This window comes from Pseudomonas sp. B21-015 (assembly GCF_024749285.1).
Lineage (GTDB): Bacteria > Pseudomonadota > Gammaproteobacteria > Pseudomonadales > Pseudomonadaceae > Aquipseudomonas.
This window is the reverse complement of record NZ_CP087196.1, coordinates 4,677,254-4,695,584: the sequence shown is the minus strand read 5'-3', so window position 1 is coordinate 4,695,584 and position 18,331 is coordinate 4,677,254. Positions and strand designations below refer to the sequence as shown.

Here is an 18,331-nt window from a genome sequence, read left to right as displayed (position 1 = left end):
CGTTTAAGACTGCTTGGAGGTCGAATTGGACAAGAACATGAAAATCCTCATCGTTGATGACTTCTCAACGATGCGGCGGATCATAAAAAACCTGTTGCGTGACCTTGGGTTCACCAACACCGCCGAGGCCGATGACGGGCTGACCGGGTTGCCGATGCTGCAAAGCGGTAACTTCGATTTTCTGGTCACCGACTGGAACATGCCCGGTATGACCGGCATCGATCTGCTTCGTGCGGTGCGCGCCGATGAAAGGCTCAAGCACCTGCCGGTGCTGATGGTGACCGCTGAAGCCAAGCGCGAGCAGATCATCGAAGCGGCCCAGGCCGGTGTTAACGGCTATGTGGTCAAACCCTTCACGGCCCAGGCGTTGAAAGAAAAAATCGAGAAGATTTTCGAACGCATCGGTTGAGAAACTGCGCCACGGGGGAGCTATGGAGCATATCGAATCTTCACAGGGCGATTTTGAGTCGACCCTGAAAAAACACGCGGTCGAACTGGTCGAAAGCCTTGAAAAAGGCAAGTTCGGCGACGCTGTTCAACTGATCCATGAGCTCAACCAGACCCGTGACCGTGGCCTGTATCAGGAAGTGGGCAAGCTCACCCGCGAGCTGCATAGCGCGATCGTCAATTTCCAGATTGACCCGCACATGCCGCAAGCCGAGGAAGTGTCTCAGATCACGGATGCCACCGAGCGTCTGGGTTATGTGGTCAAGCTGACCGAGGCCGCGGCCAACCGCACCATGGACCTGGTGGAAAACGCCACGCCGCTGATCAACAGCCTGAGCGACGAAGCTCAGGCACTGAGCACGGATTGGGGACGGTTCATGCGTCGCGAGGTCGGGGCTGAAGAGTTCCGCGAACTGGCCCGGCGGGTCGACGGTTTCCTGACACGCAGCAGCGAAGACAATCGCGTTGTGTCGAGCAACCTCAACGACATTCTGCTGGCTCAGGATTACCAGGACCTCACCGGTCAGGTGATCAAACGCGTGACCCAATTGGTCACCGAAGTTGAAAGCAACCTGCTCAAGCTCGTGCTCATGGCCAGTCACGTCGACCGCTTTGCGGGTATCGAACATGACCGTGAAGCGATGCTGGCTGAAAAAGATCCGCAAAAACATCTCTCTCAGGGTGAAGGTCCGCAGATTCATGCCGATAAAAGAGAAGACGTTGTGTCCGGTCAGGACGATGTGGACGATTTGCTATCCAGCCTGGGATTTTAGAATTTTAGAATTTTAGGTTTTTTAGGTTTTTAGACCTGTTAGGAGCACCCCCTTAATGAGCTTCGGCGCCGATGAAGAGATCCTTCAGGATTTCCTGGTTGAGGCCGGCGAGATTCTAGAGCAACTGTCCGAACAGCTGGTCGAGCTTGAAAGCCGGCCGGATGATGCGGACTTGCTCAATGCAATTTTTCGCGGTTTTCACACTGTAAAAGGGGGCGCCGGCTTCCTCCAGCTCAACGAGCTGGTGGAGTGCTGTCACATCGCCGAGAACGTGTTCGACATCCTGCGCAAGGGTGAGCGTCGCGTCGACTCGGAATTGATGGACGTGGTTCTCGAAGCGCTGGACGCGGTGAACAGCATGTTCAGCGAAGTCCGCGAACGCAGCCCGATCACGGCTGCCACGCCTGAATTGCTGGCCGCTCTGGCCCGTCTGGCCGAGCCGCAAACCGGTGATGAAGTGGCACCTGTCGCTGAGGCGGTGCAAGAGCCTGCCGCCGAAAGTGAATCCGGTGACATCACCGATAACGAATTCGAACAGTTGCTGGACTCGCTGAATGCCGTCAAGGCTCAGGCCGAGGCACCCGCCGCTGTTCCAGTACCGGCGCCGACCAGCGATGCGGCGGCCAGTGACGAAATCACCGATGCCGAATTCGAGTCGTTGCTCGATCAACTGCACGGCAAAGGCCAGTTCGCCGCCGATGCAGTGGCCGCGGCGCCCGCCGCACCGGCAGCCCCGAAAGCGGCAGGCGATAGCTCCGACATCACCGATGACGAGTTCGAAGCACTGCTCGACCAGTTGCACGGCAAAGGCACCTTTGCGGTCGATGCGCTGGAATCGGCGATCGCTTCGGTCCCGACCCCGGCTGCGCCAACCGCTAAAGCGGCCGGCGGCGATCTGATCTCCGATCACGAATTCGAATCGCTGCTCGACGAATTGCACGGCAAAGGCAAGTTCACTGAAGTGGGCGCCGCTGTCGGGGCGACTGCCTCGGTCGCTGCACCCGTGGCCAAGGCTGCTGCGCCTGCACCTGTCGCCAAAGCGCCCGAGCCAAAAGCCGAAGCGCCAAAGCCTGCTGCTGCCGCGGCACCGGCTGCTGCTCGTGCCCCGGCCGCGCCGCCACCGGAAAAACCGGCCAGCGAAGCCGAGACCACCGTGCGGGTCGATACCGCGCGTCTCGACGAGATCATGAACATGGTCGGCGAGTTGGTACTGGTGCGTAACCGTCTGGTCCGTCTGGGCCTCAACAGCGGCGACGAAGCCATGTCCAAGGCCGTGTCGAACCTCGACGTGGTCACGGCCGACCTGCAAACCGCGGTCATGAAGACCCGGATGCAGCCGATCAAGAAAGTCTTCGGGCGCTTCCCGCGCCTGGTTCGCGACCTGGCGCGCCAGCTCAAGAAAGAGATCAACCTGGAACTCGTCGGCGAAGAAACCGACCTCGACAAAAACCTCGTCGAGGCCCTGGCCGACCCGCTGGTCCACTTGGTGCGCAACTCGGTCGACCACGGTATCGAAGAGCCGACTGATCGCGAAGCGATGGGCAAACCCCGCAGCGGCAAGGTGATCCTGTCCGCTGAACAGGAAGGCGACCACATCCTGCTGTCCATCTCCGATGATGGCAAGGGCATGGATGCCGATGTTCTGCGCGGTATCGCCGTGAAGAAAGGCCTGATGGACAAGGATGCAGCGGACCGTCTCAGCGAGTCCGATTGCTTCAACCTGATCTTCGCGCCGGGTTTCTCGACCAAGACCGAGATTTCCGACGTGTCCGGGCGCGGCGTGGGCATGGACGTGGTGAAAACCAAGATCGCCCAGCTCAACGGCACCATCAATATCTACTCGACCAAGGGCAAGGGCTCGAAGATCGTCATCAAGGTCCCGTTGACCCTGGCGATCATGCCGACGCTGATGGTCATGCTCGGCAACCAGGCGTTCGCGTTCCCGCTGGTGAACGTCAACGAGATTTTCCACCTCGACCTGTCGCGCACCAACGTGGTGGACGGCCAGGAAGTGGTGATCGTGCGGGACAAGGCGCTGCCACTGTTCTACCTCAAGCGCTGGCTGGTCAGCTCCGCCGCTCACGAAGAGCAGCGCGAAGGCCATGTGGTGATCCTTTCGGTGGGCACTCAGCGGATCGGCTTCGTCGTCGATCAACTGGTGGGTCAGGAAGAAGTGGTCATCAAGCCATTGGGCAAAATGCTCCAGGGAACCCCGGGCATGTCGGGCGCCACCATCACCGGTGACGGCCGTATTGCGCTGATTCTCGATGTTCCGAGCATGCTCAAGCGTTACGCCGCACGGCGTATTTGATTCTGGGGGAGCGGGGCGACTGAGCCTCGCCCCGTCTAATGGAGTGTTTATGGTAGTCAAGGTCCTGGTGGTGGACGATTCGGGGTTTTTCCGCCGCCGCGTCTCGGAAATTCTTGCAGCGGATTCGAATATCCAGGTCGTCGGTACGGCGACCAACGGAAAAGAGGCAATCGATCAGGCACTGGCCCTCAAGCCCGACGTGATCACCATGGACTACGAGATGCCGATGATGGATGGCATCACGGCGGTGCGGCACATCATGCAGCGCTGCCCGACCCCGGTGTTGATGTTCTCCTCGCTGACCCACGAAGGCGCCCGGGTAACCCTCGATGCGCTGGACGCCGGCGCGGTGGACTTCCTGCCGAAGAATTTCGAAGACATCTCCCGTAACCCGGAGAAGGTCAAGCAACTGCTGTGCGAGAAGATTCTCAGCATCTCGCGCAGTAACCGTCGTGTCAGTGCCTACACCCCTCCGGCTCCAGTAGCCGCGCCAGCCCCGACACCTGCGCCTTCGAGCGTCGGCAGTTACGGCAGCAGCGCGCCTGCGCGTCCGGCACCGGCACCGGCACCGATTCCGGCTCGCAGCCATGCCGCGACGCCATCGTCGCCAGCGCCGAAACGCAAAGCCTACAAACTGGTCGCCATCGGCACCTCCACCGGTGGCCCGGTTGCGCTGCAACGGGTGCTGACGCAGTTACCGGCCAATTTCCCGGCACCGATCGTGTTGATCCAGCACATGCCGGCAGCCTTCACCAAGGCCTTCGCCGAGCGTCTGGACAAGCTGTGCCGCATCAGCGTCAAGGAAGCCGAGGATGGCGACATCCTGCGTCCGGGCCTGGCGCTGCTGGCACCGGGTGGCAAGCAGATGATGATCGACGGCCGTGGCGCGGTGAAAATCCTGCCGGGCGACGAGCGTCTGAACTACAAACCGTGCGTGGACATCACTTTCGGCTCCGCGGCCAAGTCCTACGGTGACAAAGTTCTGGCGGTGGTACTGACCGGCATGGGCGCCGACGGTCGTGAAGGCGCGCGTCTGCTCAAGCAGGGCGGCAGTGCGATCTGGGCTCAGGATGAAGCCAGCTGCGTGATCTACGGCATGCCGATGGCCATCGTCAAAGCCGAGCTCGCGGACGCGGTGTACAGCCTGGATGATATCGGCCGGCACCTGGTTGAGGCCTGCATCTGATGGATGTGCTCAGCCTGATCGGGATCATCATGGCGTTCGTCGCCATCATTGGCGGCAACTACCTTGAAGGCGGTCACCTCGGCGCGCTGGCCAACGGCCCGGCGGCGTTGATCGTACTCGGTGGGACCATCGGTGCGGCGCTGCTGCAATCGCCGATGAGCGCCTTCAAGCGCGCCATGCAGATTCTCGCCTGGATTCTGTTTCCACCGCGCGTGGACCTGGCCGGCGGCATCGATCGCGTCGTGAACTGGAGCCTGACCGCCCGCAAGGAAGGTTTGCTCGGTCTGGAAGGGGTGGCCGACGCCGAACCCGACAGCTACTCGCGAAAAGGTCTGCAACTGCTGGTGGACGGCGCCGAGCCGGAAGCGATTCGCAGCATTCTGGAAGTGGATTTCTACACCCAGGAAAGCCGTGACATCGAGGCCGCCAAAGTCTTTGAAAGCATGGGCGGCTATGCGCCGACCATTGGCATCATCGGTGCGGTGATGGGCCTGATCCATGTCATGGGCAACCTGGGCGATCCGTCGCAACTGGGCAGCGGCATTGCCGTCGCCTTCGTCGCCACCATCTACGGCGTGGCCAGTGCCAACCTGATGCTGCTGCCGATTGCCGCCAAGCTCAAATCCATCGCGTTACGGCAGTCGCGTTATCGCGAGATGTTGCTGGAGGGGATTCTGTCGATCGCCGAAGGTGAAAACCCTCGCTCTATCGAGTTGAAGCTTCAGGGCTTCATGGATTGATGGGGGAAATGGATTATGGCTCGTCGTCGGCAACCTGAAGAACACGTAAACCACGAACGCTGGCTCGTTTCCTACGCCGACTTCATTACGTTGCTGTTCGCTTTCTTCGTGGTGATGTACTCGATCTCGTCGATCAACGAAGGCAAGTACAAGGTCATTTCCGAGGCGTTGATCGGGGTGTTTACCGACTCCGACCGCGCCCTCAAGCCGATTCCCATCGGCGAAGAGCGACCGCAGACCGTGACCCCGGCCAAGCCGCTGGTCAAGGACAGCGAACAGATCGACGCCGGCATTGCCCAGGCCGCCAACGATCCGCTCAAAAGCATTGCCGATGACATCAGCGCGGCGTTCGGTGATTTGATCAGCTCCAACCAGATGACCGTGCGCGGCAACGAGTTGTGGGTCGAGATCGAGCTCAATTCCAGCCTGTTGTTCGGCAGCGGCGACGCCATGCCCAGCGACATCGCGTTCAACATCATCGACAAGGTCGCCGCGATCCTCCGGCCGTTCGACAACCCGATCCACGTCGAAGGCTTCACCGACGATCAGCCGATCCGCACCGCTCAATACCCGACCAACTGGGAGCTGTCCTCGGCCCGTTCGGCGAGCATCGTGCGCATGCTGGCGATGCAGGGCGTGAACCCTGGCCGCTTGGCGTCGGTGGGTTATGGCGAATTCCAGCCAGTGGCCAGTAACGCCACTGCCGAGGGTCGGGCGCGCAACCGTCGGGTGGTGCTGGTGGTGTCACGAAACCTCGATGTACGCCGCAGCCTCACCGGCACCGGAACCGCCAATGCGAAACCGGATGCCGCGTTGAAGCGTGCTGGCACACAAACTGCACCGACCCCGGTCAAGTCGCCGGGACGAGAGAGTGCCGTCAATTCTCCGTCACCCGCATTAATACGTTGAGCTATTTCTCGGTCGACCATTTCGACCGGGAGGAACAATCCGAATGAGAGTCTGGGCAGTCGCCAATCAAAAGGGTGGTGTCGGTAAAACCACTTCCTCCATCGCTTTAGCCGGTTTGCTGGCTGAGGCGGGCAAGCGTGTGGTCATGGTCGATCTCGATCCCCACGGCTCCATGACCAGCTACTTCGGTTACGACCCCGACAGCCTGGAACACAGCAGCTACGACCTGTTTCTGCACAAGGGCAGCGTGCCGCAAGGCTTGCCCGGTCAGTTGCTGATGCCCACCAGTGACGAGCGCATTTCCCTGTTGCCGTCGAGCACGGCGCTGGCAACCCTTGAGCGCCAGTCGCCGGGCCAGAGTGGTTTGGGCCTGGTGATCGCCAAGAGCCTGGCGCAACTCTGGCAGGACTTCGATTACGCCGTGATCGACAGCCCGCCGTTGCTCGGCGTGCTGATGGTCAATGCCTTGGCGGCGAGCCAGCAGTTGGTGATCCCGGTGCAGACCGAACACTTGGCGGTCAAAGGTCTGGAACGCATGGTCAACACGTTGGCGATGATCAACCGCTCGCGCAAACTGGCGCTGCCGTTCAACATCGTGCCGACCCTGTTTGACCGCCGCACCCAGGCTTCTCTCGGTACCCTTCGTGTGCTGCGCGACAAGTACCCGGAAGAAATCTGGCAAGGCTACATTCCGATCGATACCCGCTTGCGTGACGCGAGCCGGGCGGGGCTGACGCCTTCGCAATTCGACGGCAAGAGCCGTGGTGTCCTCGCGTACCGTGCACTGCTCAAGCATCTGCTGGCGCAGCAACTTGTTCCGCAGGTGGCTTGAGATGAACCCAATTATCCCTGTAGGAGCTGCCGCAGGCTGCGATCTTTTGATCTGGCTTTGTGGCGTCTTCGAAACCGTTAAAAGATCGCAGCCTTCGGCAGCTCCTACGGAAGTGTTCCAGTGAATCGGCCGGTGCAGATCACCTCGCGCCCGCAACTGGCCCTCCAGTCCTATCTGGACGGCTTGCTGCAGGAAGCGACCGAAGAGTTGTTGCCAGAAATCGAGGTATTGCCCGAGGTTGTCGAGCCGCAAGCCTCTCTGAACGAGTTCCAGGCGGCGGTGCTCGAAGAGCAGGCTCGCGATGCGCAGAAACCCGCCGTGGTGGCAGCGCCAATCGTCGCGCCAGCGGTGAAAGCACCAGTGGCCGTGATCGAAGCGCCGACACCGATTCTGGCGCCCGTGTCGACGATTGCACCGTTGCTGCAAGCGTTGGTGCCGCCGGTGGTGGAAGTTCATCTGCCGCCGAGCAACACGCCGCCTCCGGTGGAAACCGATGGCCGTCCGGCCTGGGCTGCCGAGCCGTTCGAATGCCTGTTGTTCGACGTCGCCGGGTTGACCCTGGCGGTGCCGCTGGTGTGCCTGGGCTCGATTTATTCCCTGGCCGGGCACGAGCTGACGCCGCTGTTCGGTCAGCCGGAATGGTTCCTCGGGATCCTGCCGAGCCAGGCCGGCAACCTGAAAGTCCTGGACACCGCGCGCTGGGTCATGCCGGACCGCTACCGTGATGATTTTCGCCAGGGCCTGCAATACGTTATTTCGGTTCAGGGCTACGAATGGGGGCTGGCGGTGCATCAGGTCAGCCGCTCGTTGCGCCTGGACCCGAACGAAATCAAATGGAGAAGTCATCGGGGTCAGCGGCCATGGCTCGCCGGCACGGTGATTGAACACATGTGCGCTTTGCTCGATGTCGCCGCACTGGCCGAATTGATCGCCAGCGGCGGGGCGAAGCACATGGGCGGCAGTAAGCCGCTACACAAATCGACGTAACAGCCGACATAACAAGCAGGCGACGGCATTGTTGAATGCCGCCACACAGAACACACACCGCCAAGAGCGGTTTTTCGAGGGGTCAGGTATGAGCAGTCAAGCGACGAATGCAAAAGGTTCTGAAGATCCGATCCTGCAATGGGTGACCTTCAAACTGGACAATGAAACCTACGGCATCAACGTGATGCGCGTTCAGGAAGTCCTGCGCTACACCGAAATCGCTCCGGTGCCGGGTGCCCCGAGCTACGTGCTGGGCATCATCAACCTGCGCGGCAACGTGGTCACCGTGATCGACACCCGCCAGCGTTTCGGCCTGGGCACGGTCGACGTCAGCGACAACACCCGTATCGTCATCATTGAAGCCGACAAGCAAGTGGTCGGGATCATGGTCGACAGCGTGGCCGAAGTGGTTTACCTGCGTCAGTCGGAAATCGAGACCGCGCCGAACGTCGGTAACGAAGAGTCCGCCAAGTTCATTCAAGGCGTGTGCAACAAGAACAACGAATTGCTGATCCTGGTCGAGCTGGACAAGATGATGAGCGAAGAAGAATGGTCGGAACTGGAGAGTATCTGATTGATTCTTGAGGTGGCTGTGATTGTCCTGTTCCTCTTGTGGGCAGGCACGCTGGCGATGTTCCTGGCGTACATCCGCGCTCAAAGGCAGATCGCCGCGCAGCAGGCCCAGGGCGATGCGCTGCGCGATCAGCGCATCAAGGACTTGGCCAAGCGCGTCGACGACTACCAGAACGGCAACGTGCGCATGGGTGAAGACCTGCACGAACTGCGCGCGGTCGTCGGCCCGTTGCCGGACAAACTGGCTCAGCTGGAACAGCGTGATCCGTCGAGCCTTTCCTTCGCCCAGGCCGCGCGCCTGGTGGGGATGGGGGCCAGCGTCGATGAACTGACTCAGTCTTGCGGGTTGACCCAGGCTGAGGCGGAGTTGATGAGTAAGTTGCACAGAAACTGAGAAGAGCAAAAGATCAAAAGATCGCAGCCTTCGGCAGCTCCTACATGGGTTTACGTATTCCTGTAGGAGCTGCCGAAGGCTGCGATCTTTTGCTTTTAAAACGCCCTGTCAGTAATCGTCCCCGCGATCGGTGACATCCTTCTCGACCATTGGTACATGCGGATCATGCCCCGCCGGAAACTTGCCCTTCAAATTCCACGCAAACGCAATAATCTCGGCAATCGTGCGATACAACTCCTCCGGAATGCTGTCCCCCAGTTCCATCCGCGCCAGCAGTTTCACCAGCTCGGCGTTTTCATAGATCGGCACCTCATAATCCCGGGCGATCCGCAGAATTTCTTCGGCCAGTTCTTCATCACCTTTGGCCGTGAGGGTCGGGGCGTGGGTGCCGTCGTATTTGAGGGCGATGGCCTGGCGTGGTGCGGTGGAATCGTTCATGCGGTTTCGTCGACCCAGCGTTGTTCGAGGCGGGTTTGAGGGCCTTGTGGCGGTGTGCCGAGGTGGCAGTCCAGATCGCCGACGTTCAGGCCTGACGCCAGCAGGCGTTCGCGCAGCCCGGCCAGATTGCTTTCGATCAGGCTTGCGGTGTACGGCCGTTCGGCCCAGAGCTGGCTGGAGAGGCTGCCTTTGATCAGCTGGGCCTGAATCTGCAACGGCCCCAACGGTTCCATGTCGAATGCCAGCTCGACGCGCCACAGCTGTTGCTTGGGTTCGCGTTCGTCGCGACGTTCGTGCGGTTGTTCTTTCTCGGGCGCTTCTTCGCGCTGGAATTTGACCTGCAACGGCACGATGTCCTGCAGGTTGCGCATGGGGATTTCCAGCTGCCAGGTGCTGAGCAGTCGACCGTCGTCGGTGACGCCAGTCTGTTCCAGGCTCGACAGTTGATGGCTTTGCAGGCGCGAGACGGCCGCCGCGGCCAGGCGCAGCAGGTGCTCCAGATCGCCTTCTCCGTCCTGGCTTTGCAGCAAGCGCGCGGGCAGGGGGAAGCTGGTCGGCTGCGGCTTGGCGCTGACTTGCCCGAGCATGCCGAGGGCGCTGCGCACGAAACTCGGCAGCGCCTGCGCCAGTGTATTGGCGGCGATGATTGCGTTGAGGTTGGTGTTGGCTGGCAGGCCCGGCGCCAGCTGTGCGATCAGCTTGAGCAGGTCGCCTTTCATGTCAGGCGTCAGCGTCGGGTTTTGTCCGGTCAGCAATTTGGCTTCGAGGAACAGGCCGCTGTTGGCCAACGCCTGGGCCAGGCCTTTAGGCGTACTCAGTTGCTGGACGTCCGGCAGGCCGGCAAGCAGTTTGTCTACGGCGGCGCGCAGGTCGCTGGAGGTCTGATCCGACGGCGGCAGGTTTTGCAGGACTTTGATCAAGCCATCCAGAGAACCCTGGCGACTTTGCTGGCTGACCAGTTGTTGGGTCACCGCCAGCTGCTCCTGACGGCTGCTCAATGGCACGAATCTCAGTGTCTGGGTGTCCTGCACCAAGGCGCTCAGCAAGGTGCCGATGCGTAGCGGCGTCGGGCTGTCGATGCTCAGCGTGCTGCCGCTCAGCGCGGTGTTGAGCAGGCTCACCATCGAACGAAACACCGTCGGCTGGCCTGGCACTTGCGGCATCACCTGAGAGGTCAGCACTTTGCCTTGCAGCAGGGTGCCGACCGGCAGTTGCGCCGTGTCGATGCGGGTGAGGGTGGCGACGCTGGAGGCGATGGCCTGTTGCACCGTGACCGCCAGATTACCCGCCGACGGCTGGGTAATCGCCAGGCTGGTGCCTTGGGGCAGCGGCTGGGTGCTGGTGGCCTGAACGGTAGCTTGGCGGCCGCTGTCGAGGGTGACTTTGAGTAACAGTTGAAAAGTCTGATCCGTCTGCTTGAGCGAGAGCACTTCAGCCTTGGCGGTTTGCCCAACGGAGATCAGGCCCTCCATCGGCGTCAGCAGCTTGAGTAGATCACCGCTCACCACCAGCGGCCGCGATGTCGCGGGCGTGGTCTGCGGCAGCGGGAGGATGTTCATTTCGCCTGTCATACGCGGACACAACCTGAGGAAATTGCACTCTTGAGAGTAAGGTACGGCATGTATAATGCCGCCCGTCTTTCGCTGAGTGGCGAAAACATTGCAATTGTTTGACGCAGCTCTCTAGAACAAGCCGTCATTGCATCTATGCTGCATCTCTTTAACGGCCGTGCCCGAGCCGACTTGAACCGTATAAGGCCCGTGATCTCTTGACCAGTCCTGTCCTGCAAACCGTTGCCCTTGCCTGTGAGCGAGACCTTCGGCTGCTCTTCGAAAATCTCGAATTGCGACTGGCCAGTGGCGAAATGTTACAGATCAGCGGCCCTAACGGCAGTGGAAAAACCAGCCTTTTGCGCCTGCTTTGCGGTTTGATGCACCCGACCGCCGGTCAAGTATTGCTCAACGGCCAGCCATTGAACGAGCAACGCGGCGAACTGGCGCGCAACCTGTTGTGGATCGGCCACGCCGCCGGGATCAAGGACCTGCTGACCCCCGAAGAAAACCTCAGTTGGCTTTGCGCCTTGCATCAACCAGCCTCCCATGAGGCGATCTGGCAGGCACTGGCGGCGGTGGGACTGCGCGGTTTCGAGGATGTTCCCTGCCACACCCTGTCTGCCGGCCAGCAACGTCGCGTGGCGTTGGCGCGGTTGTATCTGGACAGCCCGCCGCTGTGGATCCTCGATGAGCCGTTCACCGCGCTCGACAAACAAGGCGTGGCGCAACTCGAAGAACACCTGGCCGCGCACTGCGAGAGCGGAGGTATGATCGTTCTGACCACTCACCACACCCTGACCCGGATGCCGGCCGGCTATCGTGACATTGATTTGGGGAACTGGGCCGTATGAGTGTTTTCGGCCTGTTGGTCGCCCGCGAGGCACGTTTGCTGTTCCGCCGTCCTGCGGAACTGGCCAATCCGCTCGTATTCTTCGCCATCGTCGTTTCGCTGTTCCCATTAGCGGTCGGCCCCGAGTCTCAATTGTTGCAAACCTTGTCTCCGGGACTGGTCTGGGTGGCGGCGCTTTTATCGGTTCTGCTCTCGCTGGACGGGCTTTTCCGCAGTGATTTCGAAGACGGATCCCTTGAACAGTGGGTCCTTTCGTCGCACCCTCTGCCTCTTCTGGTGCTGGCCAAGGTACTGGCACACTGGGCCTTTTCCGGCCTGGCACTGGTTTTGCTCGCGCCCTTGCTGGCGTTGATGCTCGGTTTGCCTGCCGCCTGTCTGCCGGTGTTGCTGCTTTCCTTATTGCTGGGTACACCGGTGCTGAGCCTGCTCGGCGCGGTGGGCGCGGCGCTGACGGTAGGATTGAAACGTGGTGGCCTGTTGCTGGCGCTGCTGATTCTGCCGCTGTACATCCCGGTGTTGATTCTTGGCAGTGGCGCCTTGCAGGCGGCATTGCAGGGCATGCCGGCGACTGGTTATCTCTTGTGGCTTGGTAGCCTGACCGCCCTGGCGATAACCCTTACACCTTTTGCAATAGCTGCTGGCCTGAAGATCAGCGTCGGCGAATAATGAGGTCTGGTCAATTATTGATCAGTAAAGACCCTTGGCTGCTTGGGACAACGAGCAGCACCCGTGATGGAAACAGCAATGAACTGGACCTGGTTTCATAAGCTCGGCTCACCCAAATGGTTTTACGGCATCAGCGGCAAACTGCTGCCGTGGCTGAGCGTCGCGGCGTTGCTGCTGATCGGCGTCGGCGTGGTCTGGGGCCTGGCCTTCGCGCCGCCGGACTACCAGCAAGGCAACAGCTTTCGCATCATCTATATCCACGTTCCCGCCGCCATGCTGGCGCAGTCCATCTATGTGATGCTGGCCGTGTGCGGCATTGTCGGGCTGGTGTGGAAAATGAAACTGGCCGACGTCGCCCTGCAATGCGCGGCGCCCATCGGTGCCTGGATGACCGCCGTGGCGCTGGTCACCGGTGCGATCTGGGGCAAACCGACCTGGGGTTCGTGGTGGGTCTGGGATGCGCGACTAACGTCCATGCTGATTCTGATGTTTCTGTACTTCGGTCTTATTGCGCTGGGCAACGCCATCAGCAATCGTGACAGCGCGGCCAAGGCCTGCGCGGTGCTGGCGATCGTCGGCGTGATCAACATCCCGATCATCAAATACTCGGTGGAGTGGTGGAACACCCTGCACCAGGGCGCGACGTTCACCCTCACCGAAAAACCGGCGATGCCCGCCGAGATGTGGCTGCCACTGCTGCTGACGGCGCTGGGTTTCTACTGTTTCTTCGGCGCGGTGCTGTTGCTGCGCATGCGCCTTGAAGTGCTCAAGCGCGAAGCTCGGGCGAGCTGGGTGAAAACCGAAGTGCAGAACAGTCTGGAGGCCGCTCGATGAGTTTTGCTTCATTCGGCGACTTCCTCGCCATGGGCCATCATGCCCTGTATGTCTGGTCAGCCTATGGCATCTGCCTGGCGGTGCTGGCCCTCAACGTGGCGGCGCCGATCCTGGCCCGCAAGCGGTATCTGCAACAAGAGGCGCGTCGTTTGCGCCGGGAGAACGGCAAGTGAATCCGCTGCGTAAAAAGCGTCTTATCATCATTTTCGCGATCCTGCTCGGTGTCGGCGCCGCCGTCGGCCTGGCCTTGAGCGCCTTGAAGCAGAACATCAATCTGTTTTACACCCCGACCCAGATCGCCAACGGCGAAGCCCCGCACGACACGCGCATTCGCGCCGGCGGCATGGTCGAGAAAGGTTCGCTGCAACGTTCCGGCGATTCCCTGGACGTGAAGTTCATCGTCACCGACTTCAACAAATCCGTAACCATCAGCTACCGCGGCATCCTTCCGGACCTGTTCCGCGAAGGGCAGGGCATCGTTGCCCTCGGCAAGCTCAACGCCGACGGCGTGGTGGTGGCCGACGAAGTGCTGGCCAAGCACGACGAGAAGTACATGCCACCGGAAGTGACCAAGGCGTTGAAAGATAGTGGTCAATCCGCCCCTACACCCGCGAAGGAGGGTTGATCCATGACTTCCGGCATCTTCATACCAGAGCTGGGCCACCTGGCCATGATCCTCGCGCTGTGTTTCGCGCTGGTTCAAGCGGTGGTGCCATTGCTCGGTGCCTGGCGTGGCGATCGCTTGTGGATGAGCCTGGCCCAGCCGGCCGCGTGGGGGCAGTTCGCGTTTTTGCTGTTCGCCTTCGGTTGCCTGACTTACGCGTTCATGGTGGACGACTTCTCCGTCGCCTATGTGGCCAGCAACTCCAACAGCGCCTTGCCGTGGTATTACAAATTCAGCGCGGTATGGGGCGCTCACGAAGGTTCGTTGCTGCTGTGGGCGTTGATCCTCGGCGGCTGGACCTTCGCGGTGTCGGTGTTCTCCCGGCAGTTGCCGCAAGTGATGCTGGCCCGGGTGCTGGCAGTGATGGGCATGATCAGCACCGGTTTCCTGCTGTTCCTGATCATGACGTCCAACCCGTTCGCCCGGATCCTGCCGCAGATGCCGGCGGATGGGCGCGACCTTAATCCACTGCTGCAAGACATCGGCCTGATCGTTCACCCGCCGATGCTGTACATGGGCTATGTCGGTTTCTCCGTGGCGTTTTCCTTCGCCATTGCTGCGCTGCTGGGCGGTCGTCTCGATGCGGCGTGGGCGCGCTGGTCCCGTCCGTGGACCATCGTCGCCTGGGCCTTCCTCGGTATCGGTATTACGCTGGGCTCCTGGTGGGCCTACTACGAACTCGGCTGGGGCGGCTGGTGGTTCTGGGATCCGGTGGAAAACGCGTCCTTCATGCCTTGGCTGGTGGGCACGGCGCTGATTCACTCGTTGGCGGTCACGGAAAAACGCGGCGTGTTCAAGAGCTGGACGGTGTTGCTGGCCATCGCTGCGTTCTCGTTGAGCTTGCTCGGAACCTTCCTGGTGCGTTCCGGCGTGCTGACCTCGGTTCACGCGTTTGCGTCCGACCCTGAGCGCGGCGTGTTCATCCTGATATTCCTGCTGTTCGTGGTCGGTGGTTCGCTGACGCTGTTCGCTCTGCGCGCTCCGGTGGTCAAGAGCCATGTCGGCTTCAACCTCTGGTCCCGGGAAACCCTGCTGCTGGGCAATAACCTGGTGCTGGTGGTGGCCGCTTCGATGATCCTGCTGGGCACCTTGTACCCGCTGATTCTCGATGCGCTGACCGGCGCCAAGCTGTCGGTCGGCCCGCCGTACTTCAACGCGCTGTTCATTCCATTGATGGCGTTGCTGATGGTGGTGATGGCGGTCGGCATGCTGGTGCGCTGGAAAGACACCCCGGTCAAATGGCTGATGAGCATGCTGACCCCGGTGTTGCTCGGCAGTGCTGCGTTGGCCGTGGTGGCGGGCGTCGCTTATGGCGATTTCAACTGGGCGGTGCTGGCGACCTTCATGCTGGCTGCCTGGGTGTTGCTGGCCGGTGTGCGGGATATCTTCGACAAGACTCGCCACAAGGGCCTGATCAAAGGTCTGCCGACCCTGACCCGCAGCTATTGGGGCATGCAACTCGCCCATTTGGGTATCGCCGTGTGCGCGCTGGGTGTCGTGTTGTCGAGCCAGAACAGTGCCGAGCGTGATCTGCGCCTGGCGCCGGGTGAGTCCATGAGCCTGGCCGGTTATCAATTTGTGTTCGAAGGCGCCAAGCACTTCGAAGGGCCGAACTTCACGTCCGACAAGGGCACCGTACGGGTGATCAAGGGCGGCAAGGAAGTCAGCGTGCTGCACCCGGAAAAACGCCTCTACACCGTGCAGAACTCGGTGATGACCGAAGCCGGGATCGACGCCGGTTTCACCCGTGATCTTTACGTCGCCTTGGGCGAGCCGCTGGGCGAGGGCGCCTGGGCGGTCCGCGTGCACGTCAAACCGTTCGTGCGCTGGATCTGGTTCGGCGGGTTGCTCACTGGCTTGGGCGGGTTACTGGCGGCGCTGGATCGTCGTTATCGGGTCAAGGTGAAAAGCCGCGTGCGTGAAGCACTCGGCATGACGGGAGCCACTGCATGAGACGTTGGTTGATGCTGTTGCCACTGGCGATTTTTCTGGTGGTTGCTGTTTTTCTGTATCGCGGGCTGTACCTGGACCCGGCCGAGTTGCCCTCGGCGATGATCAACAAACCGTTCCCGGAGTTTTCCCTGCCGTCGGTGCAGGGCGACAAAACCCTGAGCAAAGCAGACATTCTGGGTAAACCGGCACTGGTCAACGTCTGGGGCACCTGGTGCATTTCCTGCCGGGTCGAGCACCCGGTGTTGAACAAACTGGCCGAGAAGGGCGTGGTGATCTACGGCATCAACTACAAGGACACCAACGCAGATGCCTTGAAGTGGCTGGCCGAGTTTCACAACCCGTATCAACTGGACATCCGTGACGATGCCGGCACCCTGGGCCTGAACCTCGGCGTGTACGGTGCACCGGAAACCTTTTTCATCGACGCCAAGGGCATCATCCGCGACAAATTCGTCGGCGTGATCGACGAACAAGTCTGGCGCGAAAAACTGGCGGCCAAATATCAGGCGCTGGTCGACGAGGCCAAGCCATGAAGCGCTGGATTGCCGCCGCCGTGCTGGGTTTGAGCATGGCCGGTGTGGCCCACGCGGCCATCGACACCTATGAGTTCGCCAAAGAAGGCGACCGCGAGCGTTTTCGTGAGCTGACCAAGGAGCTGCGTTGCCCCAAGTGCCAGAATCAGGACATCGCCGACTCCAACGCACCGATCGCCGCCGACCTGCGCAAAGAGATTTTCCGCATGCTCGGCGAGGGCAAGGACAACCAGCAGATCATCGATTTCATGGTCGACCGCTACGGTGATTTCGTCCGCTACAAACCCGCGTTGAACGCTAAAACCGCATTGCTCTGGTTCGGCCCCGCTGGCCTGTTGCTGGGCGGTTTTGTAGTCATCGCCGTGATTATCCGCCGTCGTCGCGTGCAACGCACTGACAGCCCGGATGCGCTTTCCTTTGATGAGCGCGAGCGCCTCGACCACCTGTTGGATAAAACCAAGAATGATTGATTTCTGGCTCGCTGCAGGCCTGCTGCTCCTGATTGCCCTGAGTTTTCTGCTGATCCCCGTTCTGCGTGGTCGCCGCGCTCAGCTTGAAGAGGACCGCACGGCACTGAACGTCGCGCTTTATCAGGAGCGCGTGGCTGAGTTGCAGACTCAGCAGGAAGAGGGCGTGCTCAACGCCGAACAAATGGACACCGGCCGCGCCGAAGCTGCCCGTGAACTGCTCGCTGACACCGAGGGCGTCGAGGCGCCGCGTGTGTCGCGTCTGGGCAAACCATTGCCATTGCTGGCGGCGATTCTGGTACCGGTGCTGGGCCTTGGGCTGTACCTGCATTTCGGCGCCAGCGACAAAGTCGAGCTGACCCGCGAATTCGCTCAGGCGCCGCAGTCGATGGAAGAGATGACCCGTCGCCTGGAACGTGCGGTTGCCGCCCAACCGGATTCGGCCGAAGGCCTGTACTTCCTCGGCCGCACTTACATGGCTCAGGACCGTCCGGCCGATGCAGCGAAGATCTTCGAACGCACCGTGACGTTGGCCGGTCGTCAGCCGGAACTGCTCGGGCAGTGGGCTCAGGCCCAATACTTTGCCGATGGCAAGAAGTGGTCGGACAAGGTCCAGGCCCTGACCGACGAAGCGCTGAAAACCGATCCAAAGGAAGTCACCAGTCTCGGTCTGCTGGGCATCGCGGCCTTCGAAGGCGAGCGTTACCAGGCAGCCATCGACTATTGGAGTCGCCTGCTGGCGCAACTGCCGCCGGATGATCAATCCCGTGTCGCGCTGCAAGGCGGCATCGCTCGGGCCGCCGAGAAGCTGGAAGCCAGCGGTGGCAAGGTGGCTCAAGTTCAGGCTGAGGCTCCAGCTTCAGCCGCGAAGGTCGCCGCACTGCTCAAGGTCCGTGTCGATCTGGCGCCGGACTTGAAAGCCAAGGTCCAGCCCGGCGACAGCGTGTTCATCTTCGCCCGCGCCATCTCCGGTCCACCCGCACCACTGGCCGCCAAGCGTCTGACCGTTGCCGACCTGCCGGTGACCGTCGAGCTGGGCGATGCCGACGCAATGATGCCGCAGTTGAAACTGTCGAACTTCCCTGAAGTCCAACTGGTTGCGCGCATCTCCCGCGCCGGCCAACCGACTGCCGGCGAATGGATCGGTCGCAGCCAGCCCTTGGCCACCAGCACCACCGCGCAACAAAACCTGACCATCGACAGCCCGGATAAATAACAGGA

General features: G+C 61.0%; 21 protein-coding genes. 19 read left to right on the top strand and 2 right to left on the bottom strand.

Annotation, left to right across the window (positions count from 1 at the left end):
* Nucleotides 1-37 precede the first annotated feature (37 nt).
* From LOY38_RS21475 to LOY38_RS21430, 10 genes are all read left to right on the top strand, one after another.
* On the top strand, nucleotides 38-409 hold the full coding sequence (locus LOY38_RS21475; protein WP_167331167.1) for a chemotaxis response regulator CheY: 372 nt from the start codon (nucleotides 38-40) through the stop codon (nucleotides 407-409).
* A gap of 22 nt (nucleotides 410-431) precedes the next feature.
* Nucleotides 432-1,220 (top strand): protein phosphatase CheZ, encoded by a 789-nt coding sequence (locus LOY38_RS21470; RefSeq protein WP_258696944.1) that lies wholly within the window; start codon nucleotides 432-434, stop codon nucleotides 1,218-1,220.
* A gap of 55 nt (nucleotides 1,221-1,275) precedes the next feature.
* Nucleotides 1,276-3,531, top strand: a complete 2,256-nt coding sequence (locus LOY38_RS21465) for a chemotaxis protein CheA (RefSeq protein ID WP_258696943.1) — start codon at nucleotides 1,276-1,278, stop codon at nucleotides 3,529-3,531.
* A 49-nt stretch (nucleotides 3,532-3,580) separates the two neighbouring features.
* Nucleotides 3,581-4,717, top strand: a complete 1,137-nt coding sequence (locus LOY38_RS21460) for a chemotaxis response regulator protein-glutamate methylesterase (protein WP_258696942.1) — start codon at nucleotides 3,581-3,583, stop codon at nucleotides 4,715-4,717.
* Nucleotides 4,717-5,457, top strand: coding sequence for a flagellar motor protein (locus LOY38_RS21455; RefSeq protein ID WP_030130561.1), 741 nt, complete (start codon nucleotides 4,717-4,719; stop codon nucleotides 5,455-5,457). The genes LOY38_RS21460 and LOY38_RS21455 overlap by 1 nt, the downstream gene beginning before the upstream one ends.
* Before the next feature lie 15 nt (nucleotides 5,458-5,472).
* Complete coding sequence (motD, locus tag LOY38_RS21450) at nucleotides 5,473-6,366, top strand: flagellar motor protein MotD (protein ID WP_258696941.1); 894 nt, start codon at nucleotides 5,473-5,475, stop codon at nucleotides 6,364-6,366.
* Between the two features lie 43 nt (nucleotides 6,367-6,409).
* A complete protein-coding gene (locus LOY38_RS21445) occupies nucleotides 6,410-7,198 on the top strand; it encodes a ParA family protein (protein WP_258696940.1) in 789 nt (262 codons plus the stop codon).
* Between the two features lie 120 nt (nucleotides 7,199-7,318).
* Nucleotides 7,319-8,185, top strand: a complete 867-nt coding sequence (locus tag LOY38_RS21440) for a CheW domain-containing protein (RefSeq protein ID WP_258696939.1) — start codon at nucleotides 7,319-7,321, stop codon at nucleotides 8,183-8,185.
* 88 nt (nucleotides 8,186-8,273) lie between these two features.
* The gene (locus LOY38_RS21435) at nucleotides 8,274-8,759 is read left to right on the top strand and encodes a chemotaxis protein CheW (protein WP_258696938.1); all 486 of its coding nucleotides are present in this window, start codon (nucleotides 8,274-8,276) and stop codon (nucleotides 8,757-8,759) included.
* Nucleotides 8,760-9,152: a DUF2802 domain-containing protein gene (locus LOY38_RS21430; protein WP_105339832.1), complete on the top strand. Its 393-nt coding sequence runs from the start codon at nucleotides 8,760-8,762 to the stop codon at nucleotides 9,150-9,152.
* 108 nt (nucleotides 9,153-9,260) lie between these two features.
* Here LOY38_RS21430 and LOY38_RS21425 read toward each other — a convergent pair whose 3' ends face one another.
* Together LOY38_RS21425 and LOY38_RS21420 are read right to left on the bottom strand one after the other, a co-directional pair.
* Nucleotides 9,261-9,590, bottom strand: a complete 330-nt coding sequence (locus LOY38_RS21425; protein ID WP_258696937.1) for an EscU/YscU/HrcU family type III secretion system export apparatus switch protein — start codon at nucleotides 9,588-9,590, stop codon at nucleotides 9,261-9,263.
* On the bottom strand, nucleotides 9,587-11,161 hold the full coding sequence (locus tag LOY38_RS21420) for a flagellar hook-length control protein FliK (RefSeq protein WP_258696936.1): 1,575 nt from the start codon (nucleotides 11,159-11,161) through the stop codon (nucleotides 9,587-9,589). The genes LOY38_RS21425 and LOY38_RS21420 overlap by 4 nt, the downstream gene beginning before the upstream one ends.
* Nucleotides 11,162-11,358: 197 nt before the next feature.
* On the opposite strand from LOY38_RS21420, the gene ccmA reads away from it, so the two are divergent.
* The 9 genes from ccmA (at nucleotide 11,359) to ccmI (ending at nucleotide 18,326) form a co-directional block, all read left to right on the top strand.
* Entirely contained in the window at nucleotides 11,359-11,994 is a 636-nt protein-coding gene (gene ccmA / locus LOY38_RS21415; RefSeq protein WP_258696935.1) for a cytochrome c biogenesis heme-transporting ATPase CcmA, read from the top strand.
* Nucleotides 11,991-12,659, top strand: a complete 669-nt coding sequence (gene ccmB, locus LOY38_RS21410; protein WP_093225052.1) for a heme exporter protein CcmB — start codon at nucleotides 11,991-11,993, stop codon at nucleotides 12,657-12,659. The genes ccmA and ccmB overlap by 4 nt, the downstream gene beginning before the upstream one ends.
* Before the next feature lie 78 nt (nucleotides 12,660-12,737).
* The gene (locus tag LOY38_RS21405; RefSeq protein ID WP_258696934.1) at nucleotides 12,738-13,493 is read left to right on the top strand and encodes a heme ABC transporter permease; all 756 of its coding nucleotides are present in this window, start codon (nucleotides 12,738-12,740) and stop codon (nucleotides 13,491-13,493) included.
* Nucleotides 13,490-13,666 carry a heme exporter protein CcmD gene (gene ccmD / locus LOY38_RS21400; protein ID WP_008145547.1) on the top strand — a complete coding sequence of 59 codons (177 nt, stop codon included), beginning with the start codon at nucleotides 13,490-13,492 and terminating at the stop codon, nucleotides 13,664-13,666. The genes LOY38_RS21405 and ccmD overlap by 4 nt, the downstream gene beginning before the upstream one ends.
* Entirely contained in the window at nucleotides 13,663-14,118 is a 456-nt protein-coding gene (gene ccmE / locus LOY38_RS21395; RefSeq protein WP_258696933.1) for a cytochrome c maturation protein CcmE, read from the top strand. Before ccmD ends, ccmE begins: the two co-directional genes overlap by 4 nt.
* 3 nt (nucleotides 14,119-14,121) lie before the next feature.
* Nucleotides 14,122-16,110 (top strand): heme lyase CcmF/NrfE family subunit, encoded by a 1,989-nt coding sequence (locus LOY38_RS21390; RefSeq protein WP_258696932.1) that lies wholly within the window; start codon nucleotides 14,122-14,124, stop codon nucleotides 16,108-16,110.
* Entirely contained in the window at nucleotides 16,107-16,643 is a 537-nt protein-coding gene (locus tag LOY38_RS21385) for a DsbE family thiol:disulfide interchange protein (RefSeq protein ID WP_258696931.1), read from the top strand. Before LOY38_RS21390 ends, LOY38_RS21385 begins: the two co-directional genes overlap by 4 nt.
* Complete coding sequence (locus tag LOY38_RS21380) at nucleotides 16,640-17,113, top strand: cytochrome c-type biogenesis protein (protein ID WP_258696930.1); 474 nt, start codon at nucleotides 16,640-16,642, stop codon at nucleotides 17,111-17,113. Before LOY38_RS21385 ends, LOY38_RS21380 begins: the two co-directional genes overlap by 4 nt.
* Nucleotides 17,106-18,326, top strand: a complete 1,221-nt coding sequence (gene ccmI / locus LOY38_RS21375) for a c-type cytochrome biogenesis protein CcmI (RefSeq protein WP_258696929.1) — start codon at nucleotides 17,106-17,108, stop codon at nucleotides 18,324-18,326. Before LOY38_RS21380 ends, ccmI begins: the two co-directional genes overlap by 8 nt.
* The last annotated feature ends 5 nt before the right edge of the window (nucleotides 18,327-18,331 follow it).